This is a genomic window from Burkholderia sp. FW306-1C-G01B, from assembly GCF_058781685.1.
The window spans coordinates 88,820-97,734 of record NZ_JBYSWZ010000024.1 but is presented as its reverse complement, the minus strand read 5'-3'; the positions used below and the strand labels follow the sequence as shown (position 1 = coordinate 97,734).

Here is an 8,915-nt window from a genome sequence, read left to right as displayed (position 1 = left end):
TCCGCTTGATCCCTTGCTTCACTTGGCACCTCTTCGCTTGGGCGAAAAAGTGTCAACCTATTTCAGGACGGGTCACGAGCAATAAAAAAGCGTGGCGGCTGCCACGCTTTTTTTCGTCCGGCGCCGCCGTTACGCGTTGCGATGCGAGAGCGGCGTTTCGGGCGTCGGGTATTGCGCGTCGCGGAACGTCTCGATGATCACGCGGTTGGTATCGCAGTACACCTGCCAGTAGTTCTCGGGTGCCGTGGACGGGCGCACGAACAGCAGCGGGCCTTCCGGCGTGAACTGCAGCACGCCGACGTCCGGCGCCGGGTCGGTCAGCACGTTCGGGATCTGCTGGATCGACGTCTTCAGGCGGTTGATCGCGTCGACCGCGTCGACGCCGTTCGCGATCTTCGCGGTCAGGTCGACGCGGCGGTGCGACGTTGCGCTGTAGTTCGCGATGTTGTCCGAGAAGATCTTGTTGTTGCCGACGATCGTCACGATGTTGTCGGCGGTGATGATCGTCGTGCCGAACAGGCCGAGCTCCTTCACCGTGCCCGTGACGCCGCCTGCGCTGATCACGTCGCCGATCTTGAACGGGCGCAGCACCTGCATGAACACGCCGGCGGCGAAGTGCGCGAGCAGGCCGCCCCAGGCCGTGCCGATCGCGAGGCCGAGGCCGGCGAGCAGCGCAGCGAACGAGGTCGTCTGCACGCCGAAGATCTGCAGGATCGCGAGGATCAGCAGGATCGTCAGCAGCACGCCGACGACGGAGGTCAGGTAGTCGGTGAGCGTCGGGTCGACCTTGCCGCTGCGGCGTACGACCTTGCCGAGCAGGCGCGTGCCGATGCGGATCGCCCAGCGGCCGATGAACCACAATACGAGCGCGGCGAGGAGGTTGAGGCCGAAGTCGAGGCCGCGGGTCATCAGGAATTGCTGGGCGGTGGCGAGATCGGGCATGGAGTCTCCGGGAGTGGGAAGGGAAGGGGGAAGATCGAACGTAAGGGGGCTCGATCAATGGGCCCTTTATAGCCGACGCAGCGCCATGAGACAACGGGCCTGGTGGTTGGCGCGTTGGTCAACGCTTGCCTGACGCCTCGATCCGCAACGATTCTCTTTATCTCTCTATTTGCGGTTCGCGTACCGCGCCTGCGGCCGCTACTTTTGCCGCGGTCCGAACGGCCGCTGCTGCACGTCCGCCCCGTGCGCGACGATTGCCATGCCCTCCGGCACTTCCTCCCACGCGCCGCGCAGGTCGACGAGCGGTTCGGACACGACCATGAACGCGTCGTCGCCGACTTCGGCGATGCGCGGGTCATGCGGATACAGCTCGTGCAGGTGCTTGAACGACGTGCTGTGGAACAGCGAACGCGATTGCCGTTCGCTCGAGTAGCGCACCGCGATGATCCGTTCGCCGTCGGTCGCGCAGACCGTCATGTTGAGCGGGTCGGCCACGCGATGCCGCGCGGCGGTTTCCTCGACCACGCCGGCCATCCGTTCGAGCGCCTGCAGCGGCGTCTGCTCAAGGCCGTACGTCAGCGCGAGGCGGAACATCAGCTCGGAATCGGTCGAGCCTTCGAGCGTCGGGAACAATGCTGGATCGACCTTCATCGTCAGGTCGCGGCGCAGCTTGTGGAAGCCGCGGATCAGCCCGTTGTGCGCGAACAGCCAGCGGCCGTGGCGGAACGGGTGACAGTTGGTTTCCTGCACGGGCGTTTCGGTCGCCGCGCGGATATGCGCGATGAACATCCGCGAGCGGATCGCGCGCGCGGCTTCGCGCAGGTTGCGGTCGTTCCACGCGGGATGCACGGAGCGATAGCGGAACGGCAGTTCGTCGGGGTGCCCGTACCAGCCGATGCCGAAACCGTCGCCATTGGTGGTCGTGGCGCCGAGCTCCGAATGCAGGCTCTGGTCGATCAGCGAATGCTTCGCGCGGAACAGCACGGTCTCGAGATGGATCGGATTGCCCGTATAGGCGAGCCAGCGGCACATGGAGCGCTCCCTCACGATGAATCGTTCGCGCATGGTAGCCGACTTCGCCGCGCGGCCGCGTCTGCGGCCTGCCGGCACGGTTGTCCGTGCGAGCGCGCTGCATACTCATACGTAACGCATCCGCATCCGCGATGCGCAACCCGCCCGGCCAGGCGGCCGGGCGTCACGCAGCGAGGCGGCCCGCGACGGCGCCGCCGCATCCGTCACGCTCAGTCGCCGAGCGCGTCCATCACGCGCGCCGAATAGACGAGCGCGGCGCCCGCATTCAGCGCAATCGCGACGCCGAGCGCTTCCGCCACTTCCTCCCTGGTCGCGCCATGCTTGGTCGCTTCGGCCGTGTGAACGGCGATACAGCCGTCGCAGCGCGTCGTGACGGCCACCGCGAGCGCGATCAGCTCGCGCGTTTTCGCGTCGAGATGGCCCGTCTTGGCGCCGGCCCCTGCCAGCGCCTGGTAGCCGGCCAGCGTATCGGGCGACAGCTTGGCGATATCGCCGATGCGCGTCGAGAGTTCCTTCCGGTATTCGTTCCAGTTCAGCATGATGCGTCCTTTCGAGTAGAGGTGAGGAGGGCGGCGGGCGCCGCGATCTCGGGCGATGCAGGGCTATTCTGATCGTTCGCGCTGAGGGTTTCGATACGCTAGAGTGTCAATTTTTAGCGCGATCGTCTCATGGATGCATTGAGTCAACTGTTGTCGCTGGGCCGCAGCCATGTCGAACTCGACGTGCGCTGCCTGCTCGACGGGCCGTTCGCGATGCCGCACGACCCGTTGCCGCCCGGCGAGGCGGCGTTCCACCTGCTGCTGGCCGGCACGTGCCGGCTGCGTACCGCCGACGGGCGCACGCTGCAGCTCGCCGACGGCGATTTCGTGCTGCTGCCCGCGGGCGGCGCGCACGACCTGCTCGACGCGGGGGCCGGCCGGTCGCGGCCGGTCGCGCCGCTGCGCGAACCGGACGCCGCCGGCGGCGCGGTGGTCCCGGTCAAGTCGAATCTCGATCCGGCCGAACCGGGCAGTGCGAGCGTGGACCTGCTGTGCGGACGGTTCGTCTATGCGCGCGGCGCGGGCGAACTGCTGATGCGCACGCTGCCGCAGGTGCTGCACGTCGGGTTGCGCGAGGCGTCGGGGTTTGCCCCGCTGCAATTGCTGACGAGCGTGCTGCGCAGTGAGGCATCGAATGTGCAGCCGGGCGCCGGCGCGATCGTGAATGCGCTCGGCCAGGCGCTGCTCGCGTATGCGTTGCGCGCGTACGGCCGCGACGCGCGCGTGCCGTCCGGCTGGCTCGCGCTCGCGGCCGATGCGCGGCTCGGCCCGTCGGTCCAGGCCGTGCTGCAGGCGCCGGAGCAGCCGTGGACGGTCGAGTCGCTCGGCGACGCAGCGGCGATGTCGCGCGCGACCTATGCACGGCATTTCCGCGAGAAAGCCGGGATGAGTGTCGGCGCGTTCGTCGCGCAGATCCGGATGATGCACGCGTGCGCGCTGCTGCAGGATACGCAGCGTGGGCAGGCAGAGATCGGCCAGGCGGTCGGTTATCAATCCGAGGCGGCCTTCGGCAAGGCGTTTCGTGCGGTGCTCGGCACGACGCCCGGGCGCTGGCGGCGCGCGCAGCGCGGCATGTAAGACCGCAAGCGCGGCCGTCTTGGCGCGCGCCAAAGCTGCTACCATGCGCGAAACGCAGTTCAACGAAAACGATTTCGAACAAGAAGAAAGAGAGGGCAAAGCAATGAACCAGACCACCATCCAGCAGCCGTCGTTCGCATTCGTGGCCGCGTCGTGGGCCGCACTGATCGCAGGTTTCGCGGCATTCCTGATCGGTCTCTGGAACGCCGGCATGCAGCTCAACGAGAAGGGCTATTACTTTACCGTGCTGGTATTCGGCCTCTATGCGGCGATCTCGCTGCAGAAAAGCGTCCGCGACCGCGCGGAAGGTATTCCCGTCACCGGTATCTACTACGGCATCAGCTGGATCGCACTGCTGCTGTCGATCGCGCTGCTGGTCGTCGGCCTCGTCAACGCGACGCTGCAGTTGAGCGAGAAGGGCTTCTACGCGATGTCGTTCGTGCTCGCGCTGTTCGGCGCGGTGGCCGTGCAGAAGAACACGCGCGACCTGCAGAGCGCGAAGCCGCGCTACACCGACGCCGATTCTGCATCGTCCGTCCAGGAGTAACGTCATCGCGGGACGGGCGCCCGGCCAGGTCGCCCGTTGCGCGACGACGTCCGCGGCGCTCAGCAGGCTTCGCATCCTGTCGTCTCATCGATGCCGTTGCGCATGACGATGGAGATATTCGGGATGACAGACATCACCGAACCCGCATTTCGCGCGAGCGCGGCGGCCCCGGCATCGCACTGCCGTCGAACAGCCTGAAGCGTCTCGTGCCGGCGCTGTCGAAGCAGACTGTGCCGCCTGCGGCACTCGCGCAACGGATCGCCGCGCGCGACGGCCTGCCTGCCGATGCGTGCGCGCAGATCGTTGCGCGGGCAAAGGGAGCGCGACACGGCAACACGCAGACGCAAAAAAGCCTCCACGCGGGAGGCTTTAATTGCACTATCAAAGATAGTTGGTAGGGTGGGAGGGACTCGAACCCTCGACTCTCTGATTAAAAGTCAGATACTCTAACCAACTGAGTTACCACCCCACGTTCTTCAAACCTGCTGGTTCGTTGCGCCAACAACTTGGCGAACGACCCAAAGAGCAAAAGATTATAGCGACGGATTTTCGGTGAGTCAACAATCCGCCACGATAATTATTTGATCGTTTCGAGCTTGCCCTGCGCCGTCTGCGCCGCGTTCGACCCGGCGTACTGCGACACCACCTGCTCGAACGTCTTCTTCGCGGCCGCCTTCTGGCCTTGTTCGAGCTGGTTCGTACCGATCGCCACGAGGGCGTCGGCCGCGCGCGGGTGTTGCGGGTACTTGCTGACGATCCCTTGCCATGTCGCCGTCGAACCGCGGTAGTCGCGCAGCGCGTATTGCGCGTTGCCGAGCCAGTACTGCGCGGTCGGCTGGTGGGGGCTCTGCGGATACTTCGCGATGAAGCTGCGGAACGAAGCCGCCGCCGCCTTGAAGTTGCCGTTGCGGAACTGCTGCTGCGCCGCGTTGAGCGCATCCGTTTCACCCGGCTGCACGGTGCCTTCGACACCGTCGATCGTCGCCTGCTGCGGCTCGAACTTCTTGAGCCGCGCGTCGAGATCCTGGTAGTACTCCTTCTGCTGCCGCTCGAGCGTCGTCAGCCGGTTCGTCAGGTCCTCGTTCTCGCCGCGCAGCGTCGCGACCTGCTGGTTCAGCTGGTCGAGACGGCCGGATTGATCGAGGATCGTACGCTGGGCGGCGGACAACTGGCTCGCCAGGTTGTCGGTCTTGCTGCGCAGGTCGAGCACGGCGCGGCGCGCTTCGTTGTCGTCGAACACGCCGGCGTGCGCCGGCGCGGCCGACCACGCCGCGCCGGCGACGCAGAATGCTGCGGCAACGCGCAGCCAGGATACACGATGCGTCATACGGCGATTCTTCCGTTACTTACTGTTGGTAGACGAGGTCGGCGCGACGGTTCTGCGCCCACGACGCTTCGTCGTGACCCGTTGCCTGCGGCTTTTCCTTGCCGAGGCTCACGGCTTCCATCTGCGAATCGTTCACGCCGAGCAGCGCCATCGCGCGGCGGACGGCTTCCGCACGCTTCTGGCCCAGCGCGAGGTTGTACTCGCTCGTGCCGCGTTCGTCGGTGTTGCCCTGGATCAGCACGTGGCGCTGCGGATGGCTCTTCAGGTACTGAGCGTGCTGCTGCATCAGCGGCTGGTACTCGTCCTTCACCGAATAGCTGTCGAAGTCGAAGTAGATGCTGCGCTTCGCGAGCGGGCTGTTCGGGTCGTTCAGCGGATCGACGTTCACTTGCGCGACGTTGTCGGCGCTCGGTTGCGTGCTGACTGCACCCGCGTTTGCCTTGTCGTCGAGCTTCACGCCCGATTTGCACGCTGCGAGCGCGCCGATCATCATCACGGCCAGAGCCAGACGAGCTTTATTCGACATCATGGTTACTCTCCTTGTGGTCATTGCATGAAGGGCCCCCAGGACGGCTCACGAACGGAGCCGCCCTGGACGGACAGGATCTGTGGCGGCGCGCTGCCGTCGGAGGGCACTGCAGCCAGAACGTTGCGACCACCCGACTGGGTAGCGTACAGAAGGTACTGGCCGTTTGCCGCGAAGCTCGGCGATTCGTCGTGATTCGTATTCGTGATGGCGTTCGCCGCTCCGGATTGCAGATCCTGAACGTACAGCTTGAAGCCCCCACCGGTGCGGGAGATGTAGGCGAGCAGCTTGCCGTCCGGGCTCACACGCGGGCTCGTGTTGTAGCTGCCGGTAAAGGTCACGCGCTGCGCGGCACCGGCGCTTTCGCCCTGTGCCGGCATCCGGTAGATCTGCGGCGCGCCGCCGCGATCGCTCGTGAAGTAGATCCAGCGGCCGTCCGGCGAGTAGTACGGCTCGGTGTCGATCGAGCTGCTCTGCGTGAGACGGCGCAGGCCGCCGCCGTTCGCATTGACCGTATAGATTTGCGTGTTGCCGGTCAGCGACAGCGCGACGGCGAGCGTGTTGCTGTCCGGCGACCATGCCGGTGCGCTGTTGTTGCCCTTCTGGTCCGAGACCATGTAGCGGCGGCCGGTCGGCAGGTCATGGATGTAGACGATCGGCTTCTTGCGCTCGAACGACACGTACGCGACCTTCGTGCCGCTCGGCGACCAGGCCGGCGAGATGATCGGCTCGGTGCTCGACAGTGCGATGCGCGCGTTCTGGCCGTCCGAATCCGAGATCTGCAGCTGGTAGCGATTACCGGTCTTGATCACATACGACAGGCGCGTGGCGAACACGCCGCGCACGCCGAGCAGCTTCTGGTAGATGTAGTCGGCAATCTTGTGGCCGGCCGTGCGCAGCGTGGTGTCGGTGGCCGTCAGCGACAGGCCGCCGAGGCTTTGCTGCTTCACGGTGTCGTACAGGATGAAGTTGACCTTGTACTGGCCGTTCGCGTCGCGGTTCACGCTGCCGGCGACGAACGCATTCGCGCCCTTGGCCTTCCATGCGCCGAGATCGACCGAGGCGGTCTCGGGCACGGGCGTGCTGCCCGCGTCGATGTTGGTGAATTTGCCGCTGCGGGCGAGGTCGGCGCGGACGATCGACGTGACCTGCTGCGGCAGGCCCGCCTCGTTCGCGAAATTCGCTGTGGCAATGGGGAACTGGGTCGAACCGACACCGGTGATCAGCACGTTGACCTGGGCGTTAGCGGCGCTGCCCGCCGCAATCAGACACGAGGCCACGAGTGCCCTGAAACCTAGTTTTGTCATCAAACTCATGCTTCTTGCTTCCCGTATGACTTGGATCGCTGCGCAACCGCAGAGAGACAGTAAAAATACCCGATTCGTTCCCGTCCGACAGCGACGCCCGGAGTGTAAGCGTATTTCCTTTCACTCCGCCGCCTTGAAGGTAATCGTAATGTCCGACGGGGTACGACCGTTAGAATCGGGCGGCAACGGGACCGATGCCTGGATCGCATTGACCACGGCTTGATCCCACCCCGAATTCCCGCTGGAGCGGGAGACCGATGCGCTCAATACGTCACCGGACGGCGTGCACCGAATCTTGACGACGGTGGTCAGGCCTGCTCGCTCGCCGCCCCAAACGATGTTCGGCTTGACGCGGCGGCGCACCTTGTCGGCATAGCCGGGCGATGCGGCATTGCCGCCGGAGCCCGTACCCGTGCCGCTCTTCGCGAGGCCTTCGCCGCCACCTTCGCCGGCGCCGGACAGGCCCTGCATCTGCGCGAGACGCGCGCTGCGTTCGCGGTCGAGCTTCGCCTTCGCCGCCGCATCGGCCTTTGCGCGCGCCGTGGCTTCGGCCTTCGCCTTGGCCTGGGCTTCCGCCTTCGCCTTCGCGGCCGCGTCGGACTTCGCCTTCGCCGCCTGCTGCGCTTCGAGCTGCGCCTGCTTCTGCTGCTGGAGTTTCTGCTGTTCGAGCTTCTGCTGCTCGGCGAGCTGCTGTTGCTTGAGCTTGTCGGCCTGCTTCTGCCTGTCGCGTTCCGCGGCCTTCTGCGCGGCGAGCGCGGCAGCCTGCTGCGCCGCAAGTTGCGCGCGCCGGGCGTCCTCTTCCTGCTGGGCCTTCAGTTGCTGCGCGTGGCGCTGCTGCTCGAGCAGCGCTTCGCGCGCGGCTGCTTCCTGCTGCCGCTTCTTCTGCTGCAGCGCGATGTCGGCCTGTTCGTCGCGCACCGGGGGAGGGGGCGGCGCGACCTTTGCGGGCGGCGTCACGACAGGCCGCGGCGCGGCGACGTCGGGCACTTCGGTCCACAGCTCGGCTTCGGCGCCGGCCGGCGTGCTGTTCTGCCACTGCACGCCGTGATAGAGAAACAGCGCGAGCAGCACGTGCATCAGCGCGGCGAGCGCGAATGCACGCCAGGTGCCGCGCTCGCGAGGTGGCCGAGGCGGATAGCCGGTGCTGCGCAGGGATTGCTGCCGGTTCATTGCGATTTGACGAGGAGGCCGACGCGCTTGACGCCGCGCGCCTTCAGATCCGACATCACGGTCATGACCGCATCGTACTGCACGGTCTTGTCGGCCGCGATCACGACCGGCTGGTCGGGATGATCGGCCTGCCGGGCCGAGATGAAGCTGTCGAGCTCGGCCTTCGTCATCGTGTCTTCCCGGGTCGCGCCCGAGTCGCCCTTGTATTTGACGCTCATCGTGCGGTCGGCCTTGATGTTGACGACGACGGGCGGCGTCTGCTCCTGCGGCGCGGCGTTGCCGACGGTCGGCAGGTTGATGATCGACGGGGCGACGAGCGGTGCGGTGACCATGAAGATCACGAGCAGCACCAGCATTACGTCGATGTACGGCACGACGTTGATGTCGGCCATTGCGCGGCGCGAGCGGCCGCCGCGCATGCTGGATCGGATGGGACTTCCTGCCATGG

At 66.0% G+C, this 8,915-nt stretch carries 11 protein-coding genes and 1 tRNA gene; 2 read left to right on the top strand and 10 right to left on the bottom strand.

What is annotated here, in order from left to right:
* Positions 1 to 129: 129 nt before the first annotated feature.
* The 3 genes from AC3WLY_RS33810 to AC3WLY_RS33800 form a co-directional block, all read right to left on the bottom strand.
* Positions 130 to 942 (bottom strand): mechanosensitive ion channel family protein, encoded by an 813-nt coding sequence (locus tag AC3WLY_RS33810; RefSeq protein ID WP_425131409.1) that lies wholly within the window; start codon positions 940 to 942, stop codon positions 130 to 132.
* A 198-nt stretch (positions 943 to 1,140) separates the two neighbouring features.
* Positions 1,141 to 1,974 (bottom strand): class II glutamine amidotransferase, encoded by an 834-nt coding sequence (locus tag AC3WLY_RS33805; protein ID WP_175962484.1) that lies wholly within the window; start codon positions 1,972 to 1,974, stop codon positions 1,141 to 1,143.
* 209 nt (positions 1,975 to 2,183) lie between these two features.
* Complete coding sequence (locus tag AC3WLY_RS33800; RefSeq protein ID WP_034182812.1) at positions 2,184 to 2,513, bottom strand: carboxymuconolactone decarboxylase family protein; 330 nt, start codon at positions 2,511 to 2,513, stop codon at positions 2,184 to 2,186.
* A 129-nt stretch (positions 2,514 to 2,642) separates the two neighbouring features.
* On the opposite strand from AC3WLY_RS33800, the gene AC3WLY_RS33795 reads away from it, so the two are divergent.
* Positions 2,643 to 3,590, top strand: coding sequence for a cupin domain-containing protein (locus tag AC3WLY_RS33795; RefSeq protein ID WP_175962485.1), 948 nt, complete (start codon positions 2,643 to 2,645; stop codon positions 3,588 to 3,590).
* Between the two features lie 103 nt (positions 3,591 to 3,693).
* Positions 3,694 to 4,137, top strand: a complete 444-nt coding sequence (gene yiaA / locus AC3WLY_RS33790; protein ID WP_492310606.1) for an inner membrane protein YiaA — start codon at positions 3,694 to 3,696, stop codon at positions 4,135 to 4,137.
* Positions 4,138 to 4,196: 59 nt separating this feature from the next.
* On the opposite strand, the gene AC3WLY_RS33785 is transcribed toward yiaA, so the two are convergent.
* The 7 genes from AC3WLY_RS33785 to tolR form a co-directional block, all read right to left on the bottom strand.
* Positions 4,197 to 4,484, bottom strand: a complete 288-nt coding sequence (locus tag AC3WLY_RS33785; RefSeq protein ID WP_310138098.1) for a hypothetical protein — start codon at positions 4,482 to 4,484, stop codon at positions 4,197 to 4,199.
* A gap of 45 nt (positions 4,485 to 4,529) precedes the next feature.
* Positions 4,530 to 4,606 (bottom strand) — tRNA-Lys (locus AC3WLY_RS33780).
* A gap of 108 nt (positions 4,607 to 4,714) precedes the next feature.
* Complete coding sequence (ybgF, locus tag AC3WLY_RS33775) at positions 4,715 to 5,464, bottom strand: tol-pal system protein YbgF (protein WP_175962490.1); 750 nt, start codon at positions 5,462 to 5,464, stop codon at positions 4,715 to 4,717.
* 19 nt (positions 5,465 to 5,483) lie between these two features.
* A complete protein-coding gene (gene pal / locus AC3WLY_RS33770) occupies positions 5,484 to 5,993 on the bottom strand; it encodes a peptidoglycan-associated lipoprotein Pal (RefSeq protein WP_175962491.1) in 510 nt (169 codons plus the stop codon).
* Positions 5,994 to 6,010: 17 nt separating this feature from the next.
* Entirely contained in the window at positions 6,011 to 7,306 is a 1,296-nt protein-coding gene (tolB, locus tag AC3WLY_RS33765; RefSeq protein WP_034182821.1) for a Tol-Pal system beta propeller repeat protein TolB, read from the bottom strand.
* A 111-nt stretch (positions 7,307 to 7,417) separates the two neighbouring features.
* On the bottom strand, positions 7,418 to 8,467 hold the full coding sequence (gene tolA, locus AC3WLY_RS33760; RefSeq protein ID WP_217588225.1) for a cell envelope integrity protein TolA: 1,050 nt from the start codon (positions 8,465 to 8,467) through the stop codon (positions 7,418 to 7,420).
* Positions 8,464 to 8,913, bottom strand: a complete 450-nt coding sequence (gene tolR / locus AC3WLY_RS33755; protein ID WP_072436241.1) for a protein TolR — start codon at positions 8,911 to 8,913, stop codon at positions 8,464 to 8,466. Before tolR ends, tolA begins: the two co-directional genes overlap by 4 nt.
* Positions 8,914 to 8,915 lie beyond the last annotated feature (2 nt).